This is a genomic window from Streptacidiphilus sp. ASG 303 (assembly GCF_020991365.1).
Lineage (GTDB): Bacteria > Actinomycetota > Actinomycetes > Streptomycetales > Streptomycetaceae > Peterkaempfera.
The window spans coordinates 18285-40174 of sequence record NZ_JAJLRA010000001.1 but is presented as its reverse complement, the minus strand read 5'-3'; the positions used below and the strand labels follow the sequence as shown (position 1 = coordinate 40174).

Annotated in this window: 21 protein-coding genes; 12 read left to right on the top strand and 9 right to left on the bottom strand. The window is 76.3% G+C overall.

Annotation, left to right across the window (positions count from 1 at the left end; translation table 11 throughout):
• Position 1: 1 nt before the first annotated feature.
• The 4 genes from LO771_RS00185 to LO771_RS00170 form a co-directional block, all read right to left on the bottom strand.
• Positions 2-799 (bottom strand): hypothetical protein, encoded by a 798-nt coding sequence (locus LO771_RS00185; RefSeq protein WP_230647020.1) that lies wholly within the window; start codon positions 797-799, stop codon positions 2-4.
• A complete protein-coding gene (locus tag LO771_RS00180; RefSeq protein WP_230647018.1) occupies positions 796-1752 on the bottom strand; it encodes an ABC transporter ATP-binding protein in 957 nt (318 codons plus the stop codon). Before LO771_RS00180 ends, LO771_RS00185 begins: the two co-directional genes overlap by 4 nt.
• A 419-nt stretch (positions 1753-2171) precedes the next feature.
• A complete protein-coding gene (locus LO771_RS00175) occupies positions 2172-3053 on the bottom strand; it encodes a diacylglycerol kinase family protein (RefSeq protein WP_230647016.1) in 882 nt (293 codons plus the stop codon).
• Between the two features lie 160 nt (positions 3054-3213).
• Entirely contained in the window at positions 3214-4803 is a 1590-nt protein-coding gene (locus tag LO771_RS00170) for an FAD-binding oxidoreductase (protein WP_230647014.1), read from the bottom strand.
• Between the two features lie 209 nt (positions 4804-5012).
• On the opposite strand from LO771_RS00170, the gene LO771_RS00165 reads away from it, so the two are divergent.
• The 3 genes from LO771_RS00165 (at position 5013) to LO771_RS30940 (ending at position 8024) form a co-directional block, all read left to right on the top strand.
• The gene (locus LO771_RS00165; protein ID WP_230647012.1) at positions 5013-5612 is read left to right on the top strand and encodes a TetR/AcrR family transcriptional regulator; all 600 of its coding nucleotides are present in this window, start codon (positions 5013-5015) and stop codon (positions 5610-5612) included.
• Positions 5609-7291, top strand: coding sequence for a glycerol-3-phosphate dehydrogenase/oxidase (locus tag LO771_RS00160; RefSeq protein WP_230647010.1), 1683 nt, complete (start codon positions 5609-5611; stop codon positions 7289-7291). The genes LO771_RS00165 and LO771_RS00160 overlap by 4 nt, the downstream gene beginning before the upstream one ends.
• Before the next feature lie 322 nt (positions 7292-7613).
• Positions 7614-8024: a hypothetical protein gene (locus tag LO771_RS30940; protein WP_304944742.1), complete on the top strand. Its 411-nt coding sequence runs from the start codon at positions 7614-7616 to the stop codon at positions 8022-8024.
• A gap of 136 nt (positions 8025-8160) precedes the next feature.
• Here the strand turns inward: LO771_RS30940 and LO771_RS00150 are convergent, their stop codons facing one another.
• Positions 8161-8460: a hypothetical protein gene (locus LO771_RS00150; protein ID WP_230647009.1), complete on the bottom strand. Its 300-nt coding sequence runs from the start codon at positions 8458-8460 to the stop codon at positions 8161-8163.
• A 530-nt stretch (positions 8461-8990) separates the two neighbouring features.
• Positions 8991-9698 (bottom strand): SDR family NAD(P)-dependent oxidoreductase, encoded by a 708-nt coding sequence (locus tag LO771_RS00145; protein ID WP_230647007.1) that lies wholly within the window; start codon positions 9696-9698, stop codon positions 8991-8993.
• Positions 9699-10020: 322 nt separating this feature from the next.
• Between LO771_RS00145 and LO771_RS00140 the strand changes: the two genes are divergently transcribed.
• The 8 genes from LO771_RS00140 to LO771_RS00105 all read left to right on the top strand — a co-directional run bounded on the left by LO771_RS00140 (position 10021) and on the right by LO771_RS00105 (position 17642).
• Positions 10021-10380, top strand: a complete 360-nt coding sequence (locus LO771_RS00140; RefSeq protein ID WP_230647005.1) for a hypothetical protein — start codon at positions 10021-10023, stop codon at positions 10378-10380.
• A 256-nt stretch (positions 10381-10636) separates the two neighbouring features.
• Positions 10637-10891, top strand: a complete 255-nt coding sequence (locus tag LO771_RS00135; protein ID WP_230647003.1) for a hypothetical protein — start codon at positions 10637-10639, stop codon at positions 10889-10891.
• Between the two features lie 263 nt (positions 10892-11154).
• The gene (locus LO771_RS00130) at positions 11155-12126 is read left to right on the top strand and encodes an ABC transporter substrate-binding protein (protein ID WP_230647001.1); all 972 of its coding nucleotides are present in this window, start codon (positions 11155-11157) and stop codon (positions 12124-12126) included.
• 1 nt (position 12127) lies between these two features.
• A complete protein-coding gene (locus LO771_RS00125) occupies positions 12128-13096 on the top strand; it encodes an amino acid ABC transporter permease (RefSeq protein ID WP_230646999.1) in 969 nt (322 codons plus the stop codon).
• 5 nt (positions 13097-13101) lie between these two features.
• Entirely contained in the window at positions 13102-13866 is a 765-nt protein-coding gene (locus LO771_RS00120) for an amino acid ABC transporter ATP-binding protein (protein WP_304944741.1), read from the top strand.
• Positions 13863-15095: a M20/M25/M40 family metallo-hydrolase gene (locus LO771_RS00115; RefSeq protein WP_230646997.1), complete on the top strand. Its 1233-nt coding sequence runs from the start codon at positions 13863-13865 to the stop codon at positions 15093-15095. Before LO771_RS00120 ends, LO771_RS00115 begins: the two co-directional genes overlap by 4 nt.
• Before the next feature lie 238 nt (positions 15096-15333).
• Entirely contained in the window at positions 15334-16629 is a 1296-nt protein-coding gene (locus LO771_RS00110; RefSeq protein WP_230646995.1) for a cyanophycinase, read from the top strand.
• Positions 16630-16766: 137 nt separating this feature from the next.
• Positions 16767-17642: a MurR/RpiR family transcriptional regulator gene (locus LO771_RS00105; protein WP_230646993.1), complete on the top strand. Its 876-nt coding sequence runs from the start codon at positions 16767-16769 to the stop codon at positions 17640-17642.
• An 80-nt stretch (positions 17643-17722) separates the two neighbouring features.
• On the opposite strand, the gene LO771_RS00100 is transcribed toward LO771_RS00105, so the two are convergent.
• Both LO771_RS00100 and LO771_RS00095 read right to left on the bottom strand, forming a co-directional pair.
• Complete coding sequence (locus LO771_RS00100; RefSeq protein ID WP_230646991.1) at positions 17723-18721, bottom strand: ABC transporter substrate-binding protein; 999 nt, start codon at positions 18719-18721, stop codon at positions 17723-17725.
• 278 nt (positions 18722-18999) lie between these two features.
• On the bottom strand, positions 19000-20481 hold the full coding sequence (locus LO771_RS00095; protein ID WP_230646989.1) for a hypothetical protein: 1482 nt from the start codon (positions 20479-20481) through the stop codon (positions 19000-19002).
• A 293-nt stretch (positions 20482-20774) separates the two neighbouring features.
• Here LO771_RS00095 and LO771_RS00090 point away from each other — a divergent pair, with 293 nt between their 5' ends.
• On the top strand, positions 20775-21059 hold the full coding sequence (locus LO771_RS00090; RefSeq protein WP_230646987.1) for a DUF427 domain-containing protein: 285 nt from the start codon (positions 20775-20777) through the stop codon (positions 21057-21059).
• Between the two features lie 123 nt (positions 21060-21182).
• On the opposite strand, the gene LO771_RS00085 is transcribed toward LO771_RS00090, so the two are convergent.
• The gene (locus LO771_RS00085) at positions 21183-21878 is read right to left on the bottom strand and encodes an NADPH-dependent F420 reductase (protein ID WP_230646986.1); all 696 of its coding nucleotides are present in this window, start codon (positions 21876-21878) and stop codon (positions 21183-21185) included.
• Positions 21879-21890 lie beyond the last annotated feature (12 nt).

Below are 21890 nucleotides of genomic sequence, written 5' to 3'. Positions count from 1 at the left end.
GTCAGTCGGTGATGTCGCGGCGCCTGAACACGGTGAGCGCGACGCCCAAGCCTAGAAGGGTGTAGAGGGCGCCGAGGGCCAGGGCGGTGCCGTAGGGGATGTCGGCGGTGCCGCCCCGGGCGAGTGCGCCGAGGGTGGCTCCGGGAGTCCAGTCGGCGATGGCGTCGAGGGCGGCGGTGACGACCGCTTCGACGACCAGGACGTAGCCGACGCCGACGGAGATGGAGACGGCCGCGGAGCGGGTGACCAGGGCCAGCGCCAGTCCGATGACGCCCCAGACGAGCAGGGTGGCGAACAGGTTGAACCACGCGCCTGCCAGGGTCGGCACGATGTCCCGGCCCCAGGCGGAGACGTCGATGTCCGCGCTCTGTGCGGCCACGGGGGCGATGACCAGGTCGGCGACGAGCGCCACCGTGGTGACGGCGGCCGTCCACAGGGCCAGCGCCCCGGCCTTGCCCAGCAGGAGCCGGACGCGGTCGGGCTGGGCGGAGGCGGTCAGCCGGATCAGGCCGCTGCTGTAGTCGCCGGCCGTCACGATCGCCCAGAACGACAGGGCGACCACTCCGTACATGCCCGCGGCCGAGGACAGTCCTGCGGTGATGCCGTCGGCCGCCTGCCACTGGCCGAGTGTCGGGAAGGAGACCCCGGGGCCCGCCGTGGGCCCGGTGGAGGAGGAGCCGACCACCTGCGCCATGACCATGTTGATCATGACGGTGAAGAGGACCGTCAGGCCGGACCAGCCCAGCACGATGCCCTTGCGGCGGGTCCGCAGGAGCTCGCTGCGCACTGCGTTGATCATGACGCCTTCCGTTCCGCAGCCGCGGCGCGGGCTGCCGTGAGGTCCTGGTCGCTGCTGCCGGTCATCTCGAGGAAGATCTCCTCCAGGCTGCCGCGGACCGGGGTCATCGACCTGAGGGTGATGCCGCCGCGGGCGGCGCTCCGGTTGAGCTCGGCGCCGCGGCGTTCGTCGGCGGCGACGCTGAGCCGCCCCTCGGAGACCTGCTCGACCTGCCAGCCGTCGGCCGACAGCAGCGCGTGCAGGGACGAGGTGTCCTGTGGGTGCTCCGCCGCGATCTCGATCCGCTGCCCCGTGCGGGCGAGCAGGTCGGTGACGGGGCCGGAGTAGACCAGGCGGCCGAAGCGGACGACGACCAGGAAGTCGCAGACGGTCTCGATCTCGGCGAGGAGGTGGGAGGAGACGATGACGGTCCGCCCTGCTCGGGCCAGATCCGCGAGAAGCCCGCGGATCTCCACGATGCCCGAGGGGTCGAGCCCGTTGGTGGGCTCGTCCAGGATCAGCAGTTCCGGGTCCGGCAGCAGCGCCGCGGCGATGCCCAGGCGCTGCTTCATGCCCAGGGAGAAGCGCTTGACGGGCTCGGTGTCCCGTCCGGTGAGGCCGACGGTCCGGAGCACCTCGTCCACCCGCGACGGGGGCAGGCCCCGGAGCCGGGCCAGCGACATGAGGTTCGCGCGGGCCGACAGGCCGGGGACGAACGCCGGGTTCTCCACCAGGGCTCCGACCCGGTCCAGGTAGCGGCCCGGTGCGCTGATCGGCTCGTCCAGCACCTCGGCCGTTCCCGACGTCGGGGAGATCAGCCCGAGCAGCATGCGGATGAGGGTCGACTTGCCCGACCCGTTCGGGCCCACCAGGCCGATCACCCCCGCCCGGGGCAGCTCCAGCGTCAGATCCTCCAGGGCCGTGACCCCGCCGAAACGGCGGGTGAGCCCCGCCGTCCTGATCACACTCATCATTCCTCCAAAGCGTGTGAGCGCTCACTCACATAATGGGCCGGAGGGGTCCGCCTGTCAAACGGGACCAGTCGTCCGCCGGTCCCGGCAGGGAAGGGGCGACCCGGACAGCCGAGGCGGCTCCGCTGAGGAGGGCGGGTCGGGCCGCATACGGATGCCGGGCCTTTTCCGAGGTGGCAGGGCCCGGCTCGCGCCGTCCGGGCCACGGCCGGAGGCCGCCGCGGGGAGGGCGGGACGCTCAAAGCCGCCGACGGGTGCCCCCGGCCCGCCGCGGAAGGCTGCGCGGCACGTCACCGCGGCTCCGGGCGAGCAGGGCCTTCACCTGTGCGCCCCGCGCCGCGCTCCGCGGCCGCACCGGCCGCGGAGCGGTCACTGCATGGTCGCGGCGCGGCCACCACGCGGCCGCGGCACCGTCCCGGCCGTCACGCCAGGACGGCCAGCGCCCCCGGCAGGGCGCGGACGGTGACGGGCAGTGCGGCCTCCACCTCGCCGTCGGCGCCGTACGGCACCGGGCGGTCGGCCTCGATGCGGACCTCGCGGCCGCGCAGCACCTCCACCTCGGGGCGGCGCACGTGGGTGCCCGACGCGAGCTCGTTCATCACGGCGAAGAAGAGGCGCCGGGGCACGTCCCGGACCACCACGACGTCCAGCAGCCCGTCGTCGAGCCGGGCGTCGGGGGCGATGCGGCGGCCGAAGCCGTAGAACGCCGAGTTGGCCGCCACCACCGTCCAGCAGCGCCGCTCGTGGACCTGCCCGTCCACGGTGATCCGGTAGCCGGCCGGCCGCCAGCCGAGCACCGCCCGCAGCGCGCCCGCGTAGTACGACGCCGCGCCGCCCAGCAGCCGGGACTCGTTGGCGTACCGGTTGGCCAGCGCGTCGACGCCCGCGTACACGCTGCCCAGCACGGCCGTCCCCCGGTGGACTGCGGACTCCACCCCGACCGCGTCCACCCGCCGGGGCTCCCCGTGCAGCAGCAGCTCCGCCAGCGCCGCCGGGTCGGACGGCAGGCCGAGCCCGCGGGCGAAGTCGTTGCCCCGCCCCGCCGGGACGAGGCCGAGCACCGCGCCGGTGCCCGCGAGGGCGCCCCCGACGCAGCCCGCCATCCCGTCGCCGCCGACCGCGAGGACGGTCCGGCCCCGCTCCGCGGCCCGCCGGGCGACCTCGCGGGCGTGGTCCAGGCCGCGGCTGTACTCCGTCTCCACCTCCGCCCCGGCCGCCCGCAGCAGCCCGGCCAGCGGGAGCAGGACGGACGCCCCCGCGGAGCCTCCCGCGGCGGGGTTGACGACGGCGGTGAACGGTCGCATGGGCGGCGCCTCCTGGGCGGGTGACGGGCGGGCGGCGGGTCGGCGGGCGGTCCGCGGCGGGCGGGCGGTCCGCGGCGGGCGGGCGGTCCGCGGCGGGCGGGCGGTCCGCGGCGGGCGGGCGGCCCGCGGGCGTGCGGCCCGCGGGTCGGCGGGCGGCGGGTCAGGAGGAGGGTACGAGGACGCCCGGGTTGAGGATCCCGGCGGGGTCCAGCCGGTCCTTCACCGCCCGCAGCACCTCGACGCCGAGCGGCCCCACCTCCTCCGCGTACCAGGCGAGGTGGTCGGTCCCCACGCCGTGGTGGTGGCTGATGGTGCCGCCCGCCGCCGCGATCGCGTCGCACGCGGCGCGCTTGGCCGGCGCCCAGTGGGCGACCGGGTCGTCCGCCCCCTGGGCCGAGACGACGGTGAAGTACAGCGAGGCGCCCGCCGGGTACACGTGCGAGACGTGGCACATCACCAGCGGCGGGGTCCCGGCGCCGGCGAGGGCCGTGGTGAGGGCGGTGCGCACGGCGTCGTACAGGGCGGGCAGCCCGGCCCAGAACCCGGCGGTCTCCAGGGTCTCGGCGAACGCCCCGGCGTCCAGCAGCGCGTCGCGCAGGTAGGGCGCCGCGTACCGGCCGTGCTCCCAGCCGCGCCCGGGCCCCTCGCCGAGCGGCTCGCCGCCGCAGGCCCGCAGCACCTCGGCGGCCTCCGCCCGCCGCCGGGCGGCCTCCTGCGCGGTGCCCTCGTACCCGAGGACCGCCAGGCAGCCGCCGGGGGCCGCGCCGCCGCCGCCCACCGCGTCCGGCTCCGCCAGGCCCACCGCCGTCTCGGCCTCGTCGGACAGCCGCAGCACGGTGGGCCGCGGCCCGTCCTGCGCCAGGCGGCGCAGGGCGGCGGTGCCGGCCGCGAAGGAGGCGAACCGCCACCCCTCGTACAGCCGCGCCTCCGGGACGGGCCGCACCTGCACCCGCACCGAGGTGACGACGCCGAACGCCCCCTCGGAGCCGAGGACGAGCTGCCGCAGGTCCGGTCCGGCGGCCGAGCGCGGCGCCCGGCCGAGCTCCAGCGTGCCGCGGGGCGTGGCGACGGTCAGGCCCACGACCATCTCGTCGAACCGGCCGTAGCCGGCGGACGCCTGGCCGCTGGAGCGGGCGGCCGCGAAGCCGCCGATGCTCGCCCACTCGAAGGACTGCGGGAAGTGGCCGAGGGTGAAGCCCTCCGCGTTCAGCAGGGCCTCCGCCGCGGGGGCGCGCAGCCCGCCCTCCAGGACGGCGGTCCGCGAGACCGGGTCGAGGGAGACCAGCCGGTCCAGCCGCCTCAGGTCGACCGCGACGAAGGGGCCGGCCGTCCGCGGGGCCAGGCCGCCGACCACGGAGGTGCCCCCGCCGAACGGGACGGCGGCGACGCCGAGGGCGGTGCAGGCGCGCAGCACGGCGAGCACCTCGTCGTGGCCGCCGGGGAGCACCACCGCGTCCGGCGCGTCGGCGGTGTCGCCGCGGCGGATGCGCAGCAGGTCGGGGGTGGACCGGCCGCGGGTGTGCCGGATGCGGCTCTCGTCGTCCGTGCGGACGTGCTCCGCGCCGCCCGCCGCCCGCGCGAACGCCTCCAGGGCCTCGCCGGTCAGCCGGGTCGGGGCGACGGCGACCCCGTCGAGCGGCAGCGGGGGAGCGGCGGCGGGCCGCACGCCGAGGAGGTCCCGCAGCAGGCCGACGGCGGCGTCGGGCAGCGGCGCGGCCCGGGAGGGGTCGCCCCAGCCGTTCCAGGCCATGGCGGGCGGGTCGCCCGCGTGGCCGCCCCGCCGCCCCCGGGAGTCCCGGGGGCCGGTGCCCGCCGGTCCGTCCGCGCCCGGGTCCGCGCCCGGGTCCGCGTGCGGGCCCGGGCCCGCCGGAGTGTCCGCGCCTGCCGGAGTGCCCGCCGGAGTGCCCACCGGAGCCCCTCTCCCTCGCCGGTCCGTCCTGGTGCGTTACACTGTGACACATGACGCTCAACCGTCACAACCGCTCGGGCGACGACGCCGTGCTCGACGCGGCCCGCGACTGCGTCCTGGCCGTCGGCGTCCGGCGCACGACCCTCACCGACGTGGCCCGCCGCGCCGGGGTCTCCCGGATGACCCTCTACCGCCGCTGGCCCGACGTCCGCACCCTCGTCGGCGACCTGATGACCCGTGAGTGGACCGCCGTCGCCGTCGCGGCCGCCCCCGACCCCGGCGGCACCCGCCCCGTCCGCGGGGCGCTGGTCGACGGCCTGGTCGAGGGGGTCCGCGCCTTCCGCGCCCACCCCCTCTTCCGCAAGATCCTCGACGTCGACCCCGAACTCCTGCTGCCCTACGTCCTCGACCGCCGCGGCGCCAGCCAGGACGCCCTGCTCGCCCTCCTCGACGAGGCGCTGCGCGCCGGGCACGCCGACGGCACGGTGCGCCCCGGGTCCGCCGCCCGCCAGGCCCGCGCGCTGCTCCTCGTCCTGCAGTCCTTCACGCTCTCCCTGCGGACCATGGCCGACGACGCCGACCCCGAGCTCGCGGAGGACGCCCTCCTCGACGAGCTGCGGCACATCCTGGAGAGGACCCTCGCCCCGTGACCCGCGACGCGAACCCCGGCGCCACCCCGGCCGCACCCGGCCACCCCCGGCCGTCCGCGCCCTCCCGGCCGTCCGCGCCCTCCCGGCGGCACGCGCCCTCCCGGCCGTCCCGCCCGTCCGCGGCCGGGGACCCCTCCCTCAACGCCGCCCGCCGGGAGCGCGAGCTCGCGGCCCTCGCCGCGGGCGAACGCGTCGACGTGCTCGTCGTCGGCCTGGGCGCCACCGGCGCCGGGGCCGCCCTCGACGCCGCCGCCCGCGGGCTCACGGTCGCCGCCGTGGACGCCCACGACCTGGCCTTCGGCACCTCCCGCTGGAGCTCCAAGCTCGTCCACGGCGGCCTGCGCTACCTCGCCTCCGGACAGCTCGGCGTCGCCCGCGAGAGCGCGGTGGAACGCGGCGTCCTCATGGAGCGCACCGCCCCCCACCTGGTCCGCGCCCAGCCCTTCGTCCTGCCCCTCACCCCCCTCGTCCCCCGCCGCCAGGGCGCCCTCGCCCTGGCCGGACTGCACGCCGGCGACCTGCTGCGGGCCTCCGCCCGCACCGCCCGCGCCACCCTCCCCGCCCCCCGGCGCCTGTCCGCCGTGGAGACCCTCCGGCTCGCGCCCGCGCTGCGCCCGTACGGCCTGCGCGGCGGCCTGCTCTCCTGGGACGGGCGGCTCACCGACGACGCCCGCCTGGTGACCGCCCTCGCCCGCACCGCCGCCGCCCACGGGGCGCGGATCCTCACCCGGGTCCGCGCCCTGGAGCTCGGCGGCGACGGCGCGCTCGTCCGCGACGGGCTGACGGGGGAGGAGCTGCGGATCCGGGCCCGGGCGGTGGTCAACGCGGCGGGCGTGTGGGCGGGCGGCCTCACCGGCGACGTGCGCCTGCGCCCCTCGCGCGGCACCCACCTGGTGCTGCGCCCGGGGCTCCTCGGCGGGTCCGGCGGGCCCGTCGGGTCCGGCGTCCCCGCCGCCGGGATGCACATCCCGGTCCCGGGTGAGTCGAACCGCTTCGTGCTCGTCCTGCCGCAGGCCGACGGACGCGTCTACGCGGGCCTCACCGACGAGCCGGTCGACGGGCCCGTACCGGACGTCCCCGAGGCGCCCGAGAGCGACATCGGCTTCCTCCTCGACGTCCTCGGCTCCGCCCTGGACGTCCCGCTGCACCGCTCCGACGTGGCCGGCGCCTTCGCCGGCCTGCGGCCGCTCCTCGACACCGGCGCCGGGGGGAGCACCGCCGACCTCTCCCGGCGGCACGCCGTGCTCACCTCCGCCGACGGCGTCGTCACCGTCGTCGGCGGAAAGCTCACCACCTACCGGCGGATGGCCGAGGACGCCGTCGACGCCGCCGTGGCCGCCCGCGGCCTCGCCGCCGGCCCCTGCCGCACGGCCCGCACCCCCCTCGTCGGGGCCGCCCCGGCCGGCGTCCTCGCCGCGCTGGACGCCCCGCGCCGCCTGGTGGACCTGTACGGCACCGAGGCGCCCGCCGTCCACGCCCTCGGCGCCGCCGACCCGGCCCTGCGCGAACCGGCCGCCCCCGGCCACCCCGCGACGCTCGCGGAACTCGTCTGGGCGGTGCGGCACGAGGGCGCGCTGGACGAGTCCGACCTGCTGGACCGGCGCACCCGCATCGGGCTGGTCCCCGAGGACCGGCAGGCCGCCCTGGACGCCGCCCGGGCCGCCCTCGCCCGGGGCTGAGCCCGCCGGGCCCGGCCGGTCCGCCGGGTCCGGCCTGGCCGCCCGGACCCGCTCCCCGGCACCCGTGAGGGCCCCGGCCGGCCCGGGGCCGTCCCCGGGCCGGCGCACCCGGTGCGGGCTGTCCGTCCCCGTGCCGTCCCGCCTGTGCCGTCCCGCCCGTGCCGGGCACCTGCGCGCCGCTCCCGCCGCCCGGCGGGCCCGGCCCGGGGGCGCCCGCCGGGCCCTGCCCCGGGCCCGGCTCGGGATCCGGCTCCGGGCCCCGGCTCCGGGCCTGCGGGCGGCCCGGCGCGCGGACCGCGCGCCCCCGGGCCACGCTGGACGGGTGAGCGCATCCCCGCCCCCGGCATCCCCGCCCCCGGCATCCCCGCCGCCCGTCCCCGCCCACTGGCCCGCCGACGTGTACCCGCCCGGGACCACCGGCTGGCAGCGGACCGCGGTCCGCTGGCTGTGGCAGTTCGTCCCGGCCGGCTACCGCCGCCACGACGTGCTCCACGAGCAGCCCGTCCTCCTCGCCCTCCTCGCGGTGCACGAGGCCGACGCCTCGCGGGAGGCGGCGGCCCGCGCCGCCGCCGTGGTCCGCGAGCATCCCGACGTCCTGCCCGTGCCCGCCCTGGCCGACCGGGTCGTGCGCATGCTGGAGGAGGAGGGGGGACGCCTGGCCGAGCTGGTCCGCGAGGCGGAGTCGGTGGCCTCGGTCCTGACCGTGGAGGTGCGCCGCCGGACCCCGGCGTGACTCCTCCCGACGCCTCCCGGCGGTGGTCCGTCCCCGTCCCCGGCCTCGCCCGGGGCCGGGGACGGGGACGGACGCCCGGGCACGGCGCCGCGCGGCCCCTGGCGGGACCGCGCGGCGCGGGCGGACGCCGGTGGTGTCAGGTGCACTCCCACCAGCCGTCGTGCCACTGCTTCTGCCAGTGGCCGGGGCGCCACTGCTGGGTCCACTGCCCGTTCTCCTGGATCCGCTCCCAGTGGCCCGGCCGCCACTCCCTGGTCCAGTAGCCGTCGTGCCAGATGCATCTGGCACGGCCGTCGCCCGGGTGTGCCGAGACCGCCGGACCCGCGGACCGCGGGGCGGCCGAGGCGGTGCCCGCGGCGGCCACCCCGGTCCCTCCCGCCAGCAGTACGGCGGCCACCGCCACCGCGAACGACCGGATCACGCGCTCTGCCGTCATGGACCCGCACCTCCTTCCGAGCCGGGACCGGCCGCATCCGGCGTACCAGGGCCGCGGCCGGGCGTCGTACGCACATTCGACACAGAGCCCCCGGCGGCCTGCCACCCGTGGGGCCGTCCGGGTCCCGAAGGGGCGGCGGAGCCGCGGGCGCGGAGCCCTGCCGGGCCCGTCCCGCCCGCGTCCGGGGCCTGCGGTCTCCAGTGTTCACCCGAACGGGCGACATCCGGGACCGGGGGCCGCCCCGAACACCGTGCGGTGCCGCTGCCGGACCTCATGGCACCCCGCCCCGCCGCGGCCTCCGGGGGCCGCGGCGGGGACACACCTCTCCGCGTGGCGCCGTGCACCCGGCGGCCTGCACCGGCCGGCACCCGGTGGTCCCGCCGCAGCCCGCAGCCCGAAGCCCGCAACCCCCAGCCCGCAACCCCCAGCCCGCGGCCGCCTCCTGCCCCGGCCCTGTGCCGCCCCGCCCCCGGGCCGAGCCGGGCACGCCCCGCCGCCCGGGCCCCGACCCGTCCCGGACGCCCCCCGCCTCAGACCTCGCGGTCGTCCAGCAGCATCCGGCCGCCGGGACCCGGCCGGCACACGCCCGCGCCGGTCTCCAGCCCCCGGACCACCGCAGCGACCACGGCGTCCAGGTCCGCACCCGCCGGCATCCGCGGGGGCTCGCCGGCCACGGCCCGGCCGGCGAACCCGGTGTCGAGGTGCGGCAGCCGCGCGTCCAGGACGCTGGTCCGCGCACGCTGTTCGCGCCGCACCGCGTCCAGCCAGGCGCTGAGCATCGCCTTGCTGGCGCTGTAGTCGGCCATGCCGGGCTGCGGCCGCTCCGCGACCACCCCGGTGACCGCGCCGACGGCCGACCCCGGCCCGAGGACGTCCAGCGCGCCGCGCAGGACCGCCATCGGCGCCAGGGCGTTGACGGTCGCCAGGTGCTCCGCGACGGCGTCCGGGGTCCGCGCGGCCTTCCCGAAGGCGGCACTGCCGACGGTCACCACCACCCCGTCCAGCCCGGACAGCCCCTCGGCCGCCCAGGCCCCGAGGGCGGCGCAGCCGTCCAGGTCGTACGCCTCGCAGCGCCGGGCCGGGCAGCCCCCGAACCGCTCCGCGGCCCGCGCCAGCCGCGCCTCGTCCCGGCCCGCCACGGCGAGCGAGGCGCCCCGCGCCGCGAGTGCCGCGGCGATCGCCCCGCCGATCACCCCCGTCGCGCCGACCACCAGGACCCGCGCACCCCGGACCTCCACGCCGTTCCTCCCGCCGTCCGGCCGGCACCCGCCGGCGTGCACCTCCCCGGCACCCGCCCCGCGACGGCGGGACGGCCTGCCGGAGCACTGCTCCCTCCTCTCATCATCGCCCTGCCGGCCCGCCCGCGGGCGCGGGCGCGCCGCGCCCGGCGCCGTCCGGGCGCGGGTCCCGGCGCACCCGGTCCCGGCGCGACAGGTCCGGGCGGAACGGGCCCGGATGAAACGGCCCGGGGGGAACGGCCCGGGCGAAACGCGCCCGGAGGTGCGGAGACAGGACGGCGCCGGGGGGAATTCGTTCGGCCGGGCTGGAAAGGCGTAGGCCATGGCAGCACCACTCGTGAACCCCCACGGCCACCTCATCGGCTCCCGCACCCGCGACGAGGTGGAGCGGGTCCTGGCCCGCGCGGACGCGGAGGCCGGGTCCGGCAGGCGGCGGCGCTTCCTGCAGGGCGTCTCGGCGGCGTGCGCCTGGGCGCTGGGCCGGACCCCGGCGGGGCCCGTGACCGGGGCCCCGGCCGGTCCGGACGGCCCCGGGGTGGGGGCGATGACGGCCGAGGTCGACGCCGCCGTGGTGCAACTGGAGGTGGCCGGGGCGGCGCTGCCGGGCGGCGCCCGGGACTTCGTCCAGGGCGCGCACGACGCCCTCGCCTGGCTGTGCGGCTACAGCGACGACCGGCCCTGAGGCCCTCGGGCCCGGAGTCCCCGGGGCCCGGGGACTCCGGTGCCCCGGGCTCCTGCGGCCCCGGGACTCCGCGGTCCCGGCCTACCGACCCCGGTGTTCCGGCCCGCCCCTCCGGCCGCGGCCTGCGCGTCCCGGTCCCGACGGCCTCCCCGCCTGCCGGGTCCCGTCCGGGTCGCGCACCGGCCCGGCCCCCCTCCCGAACCCCCCGACACCCCCGACCTCCCGAACCCCCCGACACCCCCGAACCCCCACACCCTTGAGACCCCTGGAGAACACCGTGGACACCGTGGACACCGCAGCGCTCGACCTCGTGGCCCAGCGCTACCGCGACGCCCGCGCGGCCTTCGACGCGGCCCTCGCCGACCTGCGCATCGAGGCCGCCCAGGCCCTGCGGGACGGGGTGCCGCCCGAGCAGGTGTCGGCCCGCACCGGCTGGGGCCTCGACGACCTGGCCACCCTGGTCCGCGAGGAGGGCCCCGCCGAGCCGGCCGGCCCCACCGGCGGCCGGTAGGCGCCGCGCGGTCCCGCGGGCCCTCCGGCCCGCGGGACCCCCGCCCCTCCCCGGATCCGCCCGGTCCGCGACCCCCGGGCACCCCGCGCCGTACGGTCCTTCCGCACCGTACGGCGCGCCTGTGCCCGGCGTGCTTCCGGCGCGTTATCTGAATGTAACTGGCATTACATCTGTTCATCTGTTGCTGTCATGTGTAACTTCTGGGCTGCACCGTTCGGCGGCCGTCCGGCTCTGCCGGGCCACAGTCCTAGAGAGGCACCACCGTGACGCACCAGCTCTTCTCCCGCCGGGCCGCGGCCGCTGCCGTGGTGGCAGCCGTGAGCGCGCTGACGCTCGCCGCCTGCGGCAGCGACGGCGGCAGCGGCAGCGCCCCCGCCAAGGCCGGCTCCGCCGCCGACGGCGTCACCGTCGCGGGCGCGAAGATCACCCGGGTCGCCGCGCTGCACGACGCGCTGCCGGACGCGATCAAGAAGGCGGGCAAGGTCCGCGTCGCCACCGACGTCCCCTACGCGCCCTTCGAGATGTTCAAGACCGAGGGCGGCCAGGAGATCACCGGCCTCGACTACGAGGTCGGCCAGGCGGTCGGCGCCAAGCTCGGCGTGGCCTTCGAGTTCACCCCGACCAAGTTCGACGGCATCGTGCCCGCCATCCAGGCCGGCAAGTTCGACGCCGCCATCTCCGCCATGACCGACAACAAGGACCGCCAGAAGGTCGTCGACTTCGTCGACTACTCGGTCTCCGGCTCCGGCATCATGGTCGCCAAGGGCAACCCGGAGAAGATCACCTCCCTCGACGACCTGTGCGGGAAGGCCGTGGCCGTCCAGGCCGCGACCCACCAGGAGGACCTCCTCAAGAAGCACCAGGACGCCTGCAGGAAGGCGGGGAAGCCCGAGGCGAAGCTCCAGACCTTCCCGAAGGACTCCGACGCCCAGCTCGCCCTGCGCAGCGGCAAGGTCGTCGCCGAGGTCGCCACCAAGCCCGCCGCCGGCTGGACCGCCAAGACCGCCGACAACGGCGCCACCTTCGAGGTCGTCGACGACCCGGCCGCGATCGGCGGCTACGACGCCACCCCCAACGGCATCGCCGTCTCCAAGAGCCTGCCGCAGCTGACCGACGCCGTGCAGAAGGCGCTCCAGCAGCTGGTCGACGAGGGCGTCCTCAAGCGCATCTGCGCCGAGTACGGCGTCGAGTCGATCGCCGTCACCAAGGCCACCAAGAACGCCGGGGAGAGCTGACATGGCCTCCGACACCCTGCCCGCCGCCGCCGCGGAGGAGCGGCGGCCGGCGGACCGGCTGGAGGCCGTGCCGGTCCGCCACTGGGGCCGCTGGGTCGCCGCCGTCCTGGCGATCCTCTCCGGCATCGGGCTCATCGGCTCGCTGGCGAAGAACCAGAACCTCCACTGGGACGTCATCGGGCACTACCTCTTCGCCCGGCTCGTCTTCGAGGGCCTCTTCACCACCCTCTGGCTCACCGTCGCCTCCATGGTCCTCGGCCTCGCCCTGGGCACCGTGGTCGCCGTCATGCGGCTGTCGCCCAACCCGGTGCTGTACGCGGTCTCCTCGCTCTTCGTGTGGGCCTTCCGCGGCACCCCGCTGCTCGTCCAGATCATCTTCTGGGGCTACTGCGGCGCGCTCTACAAGCACGTGATGATCGGCATCCCGTTCACCCACATCACGTTCTTCGAGACCGAGACGAACTCGCTGGTGAGCGGCAGCGTCGCCGCCCTGCTGGCGCTCGGGCTCAACGAGGCCGCCTACGCCTCGGAGATCGTGCGCGCCGGCATCCAGTCCGTCGACGAGGGCCAGGCCGAGGCGGCCCACTCCCTCGGCATGTCGCCCACGCTGACGATGCGCCGCATCGTGCTGCCGCAGGCCATGCGGGTCATCATCCCGCCGATGGGCAACGAGACCATCAACATGCTGAAGACCACCGCGCTGGTCTCGGTGATCGGCGCGAAGGACCTGATGTCCAACATCCAGGCCGTGTACGCGCAGAACTACCAGATCATCCCGATGCTCGTGGTCGCCAGCCTCTGGTACCTGCTGCTCGTCACCCTCCTCAGCATCCCGCAGAGCCGCCTGGAGCGCCGCTACGGGCGCGGCGCCTCGCGCAACGGCCACGTCTCGCCGCTGCAGCGGATGCTCGCCGGCACCGCGCTGCGCCTCCCCGTCCGCGGCTCCGGCCCGAACCACCAGAAGGGATGAGCCCGATGGGCACCCCCATGGTGCACGCCGAGGGCGTGCGCAAGAGCTTCGGCCGGCTGGAGGTCCTCCAGGGCATCGACCTCACGGTCGAGCGCGGCCAGGTCTGCTGCCTGCTCGGCCCGTCCGGCTCCGGCAAGTCCACCTTCCTGCGCTGCATCAACCACCTGGAGAAGCTCGACGGCGGACGGCTGTCCGTCGACGGCGCCCTGGTCGGCTACCGCGAGCACGGCGGACGCCTGCACGAGCTGCGGGAGAAGGAGGTCGCCGAGCGCCGCCGCGAGATCGGCATGGTCTTCCAGCGGTTCAACCTCTTCCCGCACATGACGGCGATCGAGAACGTCATGGAGGCGCCGGTCCGGGTGGCCGGCGTGTCCAAGGCCGAGGCCCGCGCCGACGCGCAGCGCCTGCTGGACCGGGTCGGGCTCGGCGACAAGGCAGCGAACTACCCCTCCCAGCTCTCCGGCGGCCAGCAGCAGCGCGTCGCCATCGCCCGCGCGCTGGCCATGAAGCCGAAGCTGATGCTCTTCGACGAGCCCACCTCGGCGCTCGACCCGGAGCTCGTCGGCGACGTCCTCGACGTCATGCGGCAGCTCGCCGCGGACGGCATGACGATGGTCGTGGTCACCCACGAGATCGGCTTCGCCCGCGAGGTCGGCGACACGGCCGTCTTCATGGACGGCGGCGTCGTGGTCGAGGCCGGCGACCCCCGGCAGGTGCTGGTCGACCCCCGGCAGGAGCGCACCAAGGCGTTCCTGTCCAAGGTGCTGTGACCGCCGCCTCGCGGCAGCACGCGGCGGTGGACGCCGCTGCGCTGCTGCCGCACGCCGAGGCCCGGCGCGAGCAGTACCTCGCCGAGCTGGCCGCCCTGGTGGCCGTCGACTCGGGTTCCTGGAGCCCCGCCGGCGTCAACCGGGTCGCGGACTGGTGCGCCGAGCGGCTGGGGGCTCTCGGCTTCGCCACCGAGCGCCTCCCCGTCGACACCGGTCCGGGCGGACGCCCCGTCGGCGACGTCCTGCTGGGACGCCGCCGCGGGCGCCTCGCCCCCGAGGACGGCGGGCAGCGCATCCTGCTCGTCGCCCACATGGACACGGTCTTCGAGGACGGCACCGCCGCCGCCCGCCCCTTCCGGACCGACGGCCCGCTGGCCCACGGCCCCGGCGTCAGCGACGACAAGGGCGGTCTGCTGGCCGGACTGACGGCGCTTCAGATCCTGCTCGACACCGGCTGGGAGGACTTCGCCGAGCTGGTCTTCCTCGCCACCTCCGACGAGGAGGTCGGCTCCCCGGCGTCCCGCCCGGTCACCGAGGCCGTCGCGGCCGGCGCCGACTACGCCCTCTGCCTGGAGTGCGCCCGGGAGAACGGCGACCTCGTCCTCGCCCGCAAGGGCGTCGCGGACTTCCGGATCACCGTCACCGGCCGCGCCGCCCACGCCGGGATCGAGCCGGAGCGCGGGGCGAACGCCGCCCTGGCCGCCGCCCACCTCGTGGTGGCGCTCCAGGCGCTCAACGGCCGCTGGCCCGGCGTCACCGTCAACGTGGGCGTGGTGCGGGCCGGCACCCGGACCAACATCGTCTGCCCGGAGGCGGAGCTCAACGTCGAGGTGCGCGCCACCACCACTGCGGGCCTGCGCGAGGCGCACGCCGCCCTGGAGGAGGCCGCCGCCGCCACCGGCGTCCCCGGCACCGCCGCCCGCGTCGAGCAGCTCGACCTGTGCCCGCCCATGGAGGAGAGCCCCGCCGTGCACGGCATGCTCGCCCTCGCCCGCGAGGCGGCCGCGCAGCTCGGCATCCCGCTGGGCGCGGCCGCCACCGGCGGGGTCGGCGACGCCAACATCACCTCCGGCGTCGGCGTCCCCACCCTGGACGGCCTCGGGCCGGTCGGCGGCGCCGACCACAGCCCCGAGGAGTGGCTGGACACCACCACCGTCGCGCCCCGGATCGCCCTGCTGGCGGCCCTGGTCGCCGCCCTCGGCGGCCGCCCGCCCGCCGCCGCGGGCTGACACCCTGCGTGGCACCGTCCGTCCGGCGGGACGGGCGGTGCCGCCGCGGCCGCGGCCCGTCCCCCCGACCCGGCGGGGCGGGCCGCGGCCGCCGCTCCCTCCCCGCCGCACCCCGTACCGCCCCTCCCGCACGGCCGCGCCGCAGCAGCCCGCAGCCGTGCCGCACCGCCCGCACCACCTGTCGCACCACCCGCACCACCTCCGCACGTCACCCCATCGCACGGGAGGTACCGCACCCATGAACAGAGCCACCACGAACCGCCGCCGGGCCCTCGCCCTGGCCGCGGCCGCCACCGTCGCCCTCGGCGCGGGCGCCGCGACCGCGTCCCCCGCCGCCGCGCACGGCCACCGCCCCGGCGGCACCCTCATCCTCGTCGGCGGCGGCCTCAAGGACGGCAACGCCGAGGTCTACAACGAGATCGTGGACCGCGCCGGCGGCGCCGGGAAGGCCCGCATCGGCGTCCTCACCGCCGCCTCCGTCCCCCAGAGCCAGGACCCGGACGCGAACGACCCGGACCGCTGCTCCAACTCCGTCTGCAACGGCCTGTACTACGCGGACCTGTTCAAGAAGTACGGCGCCGCCGACGCCCAGTGGATCCCGATCGACATCGAGCACGTCTCCGCCGCCGACTCCGACGAGGTCGTGCGCCAGGTCGAGTCCATGACCGGCTTCTTCTTCGGCGGCGGCGACCAGTACCGGTACGTCACCAGCCTGCTCCACGGCGACGCCCACACCGACTCCAAGGTGCTCGCCGCGATCCGCGCCAAGCTCGCCGCGGGCGCGGTCGTCGCCGGCTCCAGCGCGGGCGCCCAGATCGCCTCCGGCCCCGACATGGTCACCGGCGGCGACAGCTACCCGGCCCTGCGCGACGGCAGCAGCCCCGGCTACTTCGACGACGCCACCCGCCTCGGCTACCTGCCCGAGGGCGGCTTCGGCTTCCTGCGCTCCGGCCTGATCGACACCCACACCGGCACCAACGGCCGCGAGGGCCGCTCGATCCGCCTGGCCGCCGACACCGGCCAGGACCGCGTCTTCGCCATGGACGAGGACACCGCCATCGAGGTCACCGAGGCCGGCACGGCCCGCGAGCAGGTCCGGGTGCTCGGCACCCACGGCGTGGCCGTCCTCGACCTGCGCGCCGCCCGCACCGGGACCTTCCACGGCCGGTGGTCGATCGAGGGCGTCCGCTACAGCTACCTCACCGACGGCGACCGCTACGACCCGAAGCGCTGGCGCGCCTACCCGGCCGAGGGCAAGGAGCCGCTCACCCCGGCCTCCCACGACGCCGTGCCCGCCAACAACGACGTCTTCTACTCGATCGACAACCCCGACGGCACCCCCTACTCCTTCTCCGGCACCGCGCGGGCCCTGGCCGCCACCGACGCCCAGCGCACCGCCACCGCCCGCACCTTCGAGACCGGCCCCGCCTTCGAGGTGGACTTCACCAAGGGCCGCCACTACCACGCCTACTCCGAGGACGGCGCCACCGCGCGCACCCTCACCGGCCTGACGGTCGACCTCCACGCGGAGTAGCCCCGCCGGGGCACCGCGCAGCGCCGCAGCCGGCCGGGCATCAGCCCGGCCGGCTCGGCCGTTGCCGGGGAAGGACTAGTCTCGGCTGCGGCGCACCTCCGTGCGCCCGGCCGGCCCGATGAAAGGACCATGATCCGATGGCGTCCGCATCCGTCGCGGAGACGATCCGGCAGCGTCTGGGGGAGTGCAGTCCCGCCGAGCGCAAGGTCGGCCGTGTGCTGCTGGCGGGGTACCCGTCGGCCGGCTTCGAGACGGTCGCCCGGCTCGCCGAGCGCGCCGGCGTCAGCGCCCCCACCGTCATCCGCTTCGTCAACCGGCTGGGCTTCCGGGGCTTCCCCGACTTCCAGGCCGTGCTGCGGGCCGAGCTTGACGAGCGGAACGCCTCCCCGCTGTCGCTGTACGCGGCGGACGGGCGCAGCGCCGGGGGCGAGGAGGGCGAGGCGCCGGGGGAGGCGCTGCTGCGCCGCGGCAGCGGGATGTTCAGCGCCGAGGTCGAGCGCACCCTCGGCGAGCTGCCGCCGCACGACCTCAAGCGGGCGGTGGACCTCCTCGCCGACCGCAAGCGCCGCGTCACCCTCGCCGGCGGCCGCTTCACCCACCTGCTCGCCCGCTACCTGGGCCTGCACCTCATGCAGATGCGCGACGAGGTGCACTTCCTGCCCGACCGCGACGTGGAGCGCACGGCCGTCCTCGCCGCGCTGGGCCGCCGGGACGTGCTGGTGGTCTTCGACTACCGCCGCTACGAGGCCGCCTCCCTGGAGTGGGCCGGGCTCTGCGAGGAGCAGGGCGGCCGGGTGGTGCTCTTCACCGACACCTGGCTCTCCCCGGTGACCGCGCACGCCGAGGTGGTGCTGCCGAGCAGGGTCGGCGCCCCGTCCCCGTACGACAGCCTGGTGCCGACGCTGGCCGTGGTGGAGACCGTCGTCGCGGGCGTCCTCGCCGAGCTCGGGGACGACGCCCACCGCCACATGCAGCGCGGCGAGCAGACCGCGCGCCGTGCCGGGCTGCACTGACCCCCCTCCTCCGGCCGCCCGACGGCTGCGGCCCCGGCACCTGTCCAGGTGCCGGGGCCGCAGCCGTACGGGGCCGGGGGTCAGTCGACGGCCTGGTTCTTCTCCGCCTTCGGGATGGCGATGAAGGGCACGCCGTACTTGTCGAGGATCTTCTTGTAGCTGCCGTCGTCCATGAGCGCCTGCAGCGCCTGGACCATGGCGTCGCCCAGCTGCGGCAGGTCCTTGGAGACGGCGATGCCCATCGGCGACTTCCCCTGCGCGCCCAGCACCTCGGGCCCGGCGACGACGTCGAAGGTCTTCCCGCCGTCGGCGGTCTTCGCGGCCCAGGCGGCGGTCACCGAGTTGAGGACGTCGGCGACGACCTGGCCGCTGCGGAGCGCGAGCTGGGCGTCGGAGTCCTTGGGGAAGGTCTTGATGTCGATCGCCTTCTGCGAGCCCGCCGTGCAGTCCTTCGAGCGGTCCTGGAGCAGCTTCAGCTGGTTGGTGCCGGACTGCACGGCGACGGCCTTGCCGCACAGGTCCGCGGCGACGGCCAGGTGGGCGGGGTTGCCGTGGGCGACCAGCAGGCCGCTGTTGGAGTTGACGTAGTCGACGAAGTCGACGGCCTGCTCGCGCTCCTTCTTGTCCGTCATGCCCGCGAGCACGATGTCGAACTTCCCGGCCTGGACGGCGGGGAGCAGGCCGTCGAACTTGGCGGGGGAGAACTCCACCTTCACGCCGAGCTTGGCGCCGATCGCGTGCGCGATGTCGACGTCCAGGCCGACGATCTCCTGGCTGCCCTCGGTCTTGAACATCTCGTACGGCGGGTAGGGCACGTCGGTCGCCGCCCGGATGACGCCGGCCTTGCGCACGGCCTCGGGGAGGGCGGCGTTGAGGGCGGCGTCGGCGCTGACGTCCACTCCGTCGGTGACGGTGACCGGGGCCGCGGCGGCCTTCGAGGGGGAGGAGGCGGACTGCGCCGCGGGTGCCGCGTCGGCGCCCTTCCCTCCGTCGGAACCGCATCCGGTCAGGGCGAGGGCGCCGAGGCCGAGGGCGGCCGCCGCGGCGGCGGTTCTCCGTGCGGGCAGGCTGGACTTCATGGGTGTGACCTCTCCGGGCGAGGGGCGTGGGTGCGTGCGGGAGTGCATGCGGAAGGGCGTGCGGAAGTGCGTGCGGGAAGGGGCCGGCGGGCTGCGCCGAGGTGCCGATCCGGCTGCCCCAGAAATTACAGATGATGTGACAGGTGGCGGAAGTGTAATTGCAGTTACGTTCACGTAACGCGGTGGCCGCCGGGGCCGGAGCGCGTCGGCTCCGGTCCCGGCGGCCGGTCCCGCCCGTTCCGCCCCCGGGGGAGAGGGGGAGCGGGGGCGGGGGCTGCTCAGCTCTTGGCGACGCTGCAGCTGTAGGTGGCGCTCCCGGAGCCGCTGTAGGCCTCCAGGTCGAGGTAGTAGGTCGCGCTGCCCGAGGCCGTCCGCTGGTAGCTCAGCGACTCCGCGACGCCCTTGCCGTTGTTGACCGACCGGGTCAGGGTGCTGCCGTTGGCGTCCATGAAGTACAGGTCCGCGTCGTAGGCGGAGGGGATGGTGCAGTTCACGGTCATGGTCTGGCCGCTCGCCAGCGAGGTCTTGAAGTAGTCCCGGTCGGAGGTGGTGCCCATGCTGCCGGTGAGCGTGGCCGGGTAGGTCAGGGCGCTCGCGTCGTTCGCGGCGCTGCGGCTGTCGTTGGGCTCGGTCTCCGCGAGGGTGCTGCCGGTGCCGCCGCCCCCGCCGCCCGTGCCGCCGCCGGAGCAGTCGGTCACCGGGGTGCCGCTGTACAGGTTGGCGTCGGCGACGCCGTTGGTGACGCTGCGCAGGTAGTAGCCGCAGGTGGGCCGGTTGCCGAAGTCGAAGGTCTGGCCGGACGTCAGGTGCCAGATCTTGTAGTTGGAGAAGGTCAGCGGCCTGCCGGAGACGGCCTGCTCGGGCTGGTGGTCGCCCAGGACCACGTACGCGTCCGAGCCGCTGAGCGTGGCGAGCCCGTTCCTGTCGACGAAGAGCGAGCCGCCGCCCTGCTCGACGCCCACGCCCCAGGCCTTGCCGCCGCTGGTCAGGCCGTCCTTGATGGCACGCGCCACGAAGGCCATGGTGCGGCCCATCCGGTCGCGGGTGACGAAGTGCGAGTCGTTGATGGTGTCCTGGTAGTTCGGCCACCGGAACATGCCGGTGGTGAACGTGACGGTGCTGTCGTACGGGTTGGCCAGCGCGGTGGGGGAGTCGGTGCCGCCGTTGCAGGCGTCGTAGACGATGTCGCTGTTGATGTGGGTGCCGGCGCTGCCGCCGCCGGAGCCGCCGCCCTTGGCGACCACGGACTTCACGGAGGCCTGGAGCGCGGTGCCCTTCCAGGCCGCGTACCGGCACTGGTCGCCGCCGGCGAAGTACACGAACTCCGCGTTGCGGATGTCGGTGTTGACCTGGGAGTTGTTGCCGTCGCTCGCGGCCGTCAGCGTCCACGTCGTACAGGAGTTGACGCCGCTGAGGCCCATGACGGTGTCGCACTCGGGCGTGCTGCTGCCCGAGGTGGGGGCGGAGCCGGCGAGGACGACGACGTCGATGCTGCCGGTGCCGCCGCGGATGGCGTCGATCGCCTTCGTCATGGTGGCGGGGACGATCGCGCCGTCGCCGTTCATGGTGAACGCCGGGCCGTTCCAGGAGGCCCGGCTGACGTCGGAGGAGCTGCCGAGTCGGACGCGGGTCGCCGCGGCGTGGGCCGGGGCGGCCTCGACGGTGGCGGTGCCGACCGCCAGCAGGGCGGACAGCGCGACGGTGAGCGCCCGTCTCGCGGGCGGGCGGACGGCGGGGCGGAAGAGCGCGGGGGTGCGCACGGGTGCCTCCAGGGGCAGCGCGGAGCGGCCCGCCGGGGGGCGACGGGCCGTGGTGCATCGGGTGAAACGGAAGCTACAGATGTCTTCCGGTGAGCGGAAGATGTACGGCTGATTGCCCTCGGTCAACTCATGGCAAAGGCCAGATGAAATGCACTTATGCGTGTACGCACCTCAACTGGCGCACAGGATGCCGCCGTTGACACGTCCGTAACCGGAATTACACAGAGACGTGCTTCCATGCCCCTGTCGCGTCGTGCGCTCGACGAACCCCTGGAAGGGGACACACTGGGACCATGGCAACTGCACGCTGGAACGGCAAGGTCATCGCGGAGAGCGCGGACACCGTGCTCGTCGAGGGCAACCACTACTTCCCGCCGGAGTCGGTCGACGCCGACTGCCTCCGGCCCTCCGACACCACCACCCAGTGCCCGTGGAAGGGCACGGCGAACTACCACACCGTGCACGTCGACGGCCGGGACAACCCGGACGCCGCCTGGTACTACGCCGACCCCAAGCCGGAGGCCGCCCACATCGCCGGGCGGATCGCCTTCTGGCGCGGCGTCGAGGTCACCGACTGACGGCGGCGCCGCCCGTCCCGGCCGCGCCGGCCGGGACGGGCCCGCACGCACCGCGGCCCCTGCGGTCCGCCCGCCCCGTGCGGGGCGGCCGGACCGCAGGGGCCGGTCGGCCGGTCCGCCGGGTCAGCCGGCGTCGCCGCGCCGCGCCGCCTCCAGGGCGGCGCGCACGGACGCCGCGTCCGCGGGGCTGCCCGGGTCCTCGGTGAAGGGGAGCGAGGGGTCCACCAGGTACGGCAGGCCGTAGGCGGGCGTGCCGGGCTCGAAGCGCCACCCCTCGGCCAGCGGGCCCGCGTCCACCGTGTCGAAGCCCAGGACGTCCAGCAGGTCCGCGACCCGCTTCCGGGCGTCCGCGTCGTCGCCGGCGATCGGCAGTGCCGTGCGGTCCGCCGCGCCCGACGGGCGGGCCAGCGACCCGAGGTGCCGGAAGTAGATGTTGTTGAACGCCTTGACCACGTGCGAGCCGTCCAGGTGCCGCTGCACCAGCTCACTGGCGGTGGTGGAGCCGCTGTCGAGCTCCTCGATCCGCCCGTCGCGCTCCGGGTAGTAGTTGGTGGTGTCGATCACCGTCCGGCCCGCCAGCTCCTCGCGGGGCATCGCGCCGTAGGCCTTCAGGGGGACGGTCACCACCACCCAGTCGCCCGCGGCGGCGGCCTCCGCCGGGGTGGCCGCCCGGGCCCGCGGGCCGAGCTCCGCCACCAGGTCCGCGAGGGTCTCCGGGCCGCGCGAGTTGCTGAGCACCACGTCGAGGCCGGCGTCCACGGCCAGCCGGGCCAGGGTGCCGCCGATGTTGCCGCTGCCGATCAGTCCGAGAGTCGTCATGACGGGGCCAAC

Coding starts and splice junctions, on each gene's coding strand:
- LO771_RS00185 (WP_230647020.1), bottom strand. CDS start 799: ATGATCAACGCAGTGCGCAGCGAGCTCCTGCGGACCCGCCGCAAGGGC.
- LO771_RS00180 (WP_230647018.1), bottom strand. CDS start 1,752: ATGATGAGTGTGATCAGGACGGCGGGGCTCACCCGCCGTTTCGGCGGG.
- LO771_RS00175 (WP_230647016.1), bottom strand. CDS start 3,053: ATGCGACCGTTCACCGCCGTCGTCAACCCCGCCGCGGGAGGCTCCGCG.
- LO771_RS00170 (WP_230647014.1), bottom strand. CDS start 4,803: ATGGCCTGGAACGGCTGGGGCGACCCCTCCCGGGCCGCGCCGCTGCCC.
- LO771_RS00165 (WP_230647012.1), top strand. CDS start 5,013: ATGACGCTCAACCGTCACAACCGCTCGGGCGACGACGCCGTGCTCGAC.
- LO771_RS00150 (WP_230647009.1), bottom strand. CDS start 8,460: ATGACGGCAGAGCGCGTGATCCGGTCGTTCGCGGTGGCGGTGGCCGCC.
- LO771_RS00140 (WP_230647005.1), top strand. CDS start 10,021: ATGGCAGCACCACTCGTGAACCCCCACGGCCACCTCATCGGCTCCCGC.
- LO771_RS00125 (WP_230646999.1), top strand. CDS start 12,128: ATGGCCTCCGACACCCTGCCCGCCGCCGCCGCGGAGGAGCGGCGGCCG.
- LO771_RS00120 (WP_304944741.1), top strand. CDS start 13,102: ATGGGCACCCCCATGGTGCACGCCGAGGGCGTGCGCAAGAGCTTCGGC.
- LO771_RS00110 (WP_230646995.1), top strand. CDS start 15,334: ATGAACAGAGCCACCACGAACCGCCGCCGGGCCCTCGCCCTGGCCGCG.
- LO771_RS00105 (WP_230646993.1), top strand. CDS start 16,767: ATGGCGTCCGCATCCGTCGCGGAGACGATCCGGCAGCGTCTGGGGGAG.
- LO771_RS00100 (WP_230646991.1), bottom strand. CDS start 18,721: ATGAAGTCCAGCCTGCCCGCACGGAGAACCGCCGCCGCGGCGGCCGCC.
- LO771_RS00090 (WP_230646987.1), top strand. CDS start 20,775: ATGGCAACTGCACGCTGGAACGGCAAGGTCATCGCGGAGAGCGCGGAC.
- LO771_RS00085 (WP_230646986.1), bottom strand. CDS start 21,878: ATGACGACTCTCGGACTGATCGGCAGCGGCAACATCGGCGGCACCCTG.